This is a genomic window from Desulfovulcanus sp. (assembly GCF_982781345.1).
In genome coordinates this window covers 1-1,263 of record NZ_CEYAEZ010000172.1, presented here as the reverse complement: position 1 = coordinate 1,263, position 1,263 = coordinate 1, and the positions used below count along the sequence as shown (strand labels likewise).

The 1,263-nt window shown below is 29.5% G+C and carries 1 protein-coding gene; it reads left to right on the top strand.

Translation table 11 applies throughout. The features are described from left to right. Positions 1 to 484: 484 nt before the first annotated feature. Positions 485 to 1,261: a molybdopterin-guanine dinucleotide biosynthesis protein MobB gene (locus tag AC3WVG_RS12015; protein ID WP_488798355.1), complete on the top strand. Its 777-nt coding sequence runs from the start codon at positions 485 to 487 to the stop codon at positions 1,259 to 1,261. Positions 1,262 to 1,263: the final 2 nt, after the last annotated feature.

Here is a 1,263-nt window from a genome sequence, read left to right as displayed (position 1 = left end):
AAACATAATTTTGTTGGTTGGTGTTTATTAAAACCTGCTTTAGCCAATAATTCTAAAGCTCTGCTTCTTTTAAAGTATAACCCTTTATTCCGCCAATCATTTTATCTTGTTTTTCATTATCAAAAGAATTGAAACCCAACAAAATACTAGCATTAACTTTTTTTAATTCTTCAACTAGCTTTTTGCTGTTTGTAATTCCATAATCAGAGTTCCAAAGATTTGCTAACCTATCATCTCCAATTACATGACCTTTTGTGAAAATTAAAGGAATAATATCTAAATCTTTTAAAAATCTTAGAAATTCAGCACTGCCGGCGTATCTTCATATGTCTAGAGTGGCCACGGAACAGTCATCATCTATGACCTATGTCTACTAGGATAAATATATCAGTTGCGAGAAGTCCTTCATCACCACTCATCACAGTCCTGGGCTCATCATCTTACACATATTTATATAGTGGAAATAGAATCCTACAGTACTCTCATGCTTCCAATAATATCAATCTTAGGTTATAAAGATTCAGGTAAGACAAGACTAATATCACAGATATGTGCTAAGCTAATAGATAAGGGATTTAAAATACTTCCTGTTAAGCATATTCCACATAAAGACTTCACAATTAACAATACTGACAAAGATACATCAAAATTAAGAAAGTGTTGTAGATATTCTGCATATTTTGCTGAAAGTCTGGAGTTCGGTCTCATAATATCTAACTTCAATAGAGATGAATTATTTGAAACATTATTAAAAATATACAACACTCTACAACTAGACTTAATAATACTTGAAGGATTTTCAAAATATGTCTTAAAAAATGACAAGATCATCAAGATTGTATGTGTTAAGAATATTGAAGATATAGAAGATTTCTATGGTGAAGGTATTCATATATTTTGCTCATTTAATATTAAATCAAGCACAATATTAAAATTACCTGAGGATATTAATATATTGATAAACTTCATTGAAAGATTTATAAGTATATTCAAGATCTTTAATAGACTTCCAAAATTAGACTGTGGTAAGTGTGGACTATCTTGTTGGAAGATGGCTGAGAAGATATTTAGAGGTGAAGCAAGACTTGAAGACTGTCATAATTTATCTAACGTTGAGATATATGTAGATGGCAGATCTATAAAGTTGAATAAATTTGTTCAAAATATCGTAAGAAATGTTATGTATGGAATATTGAAAACTTTGAAAGATGTTCCTGATGTATATTCAGAAGTTTTTGTTAGAATTAAAGAGTTATCATGACT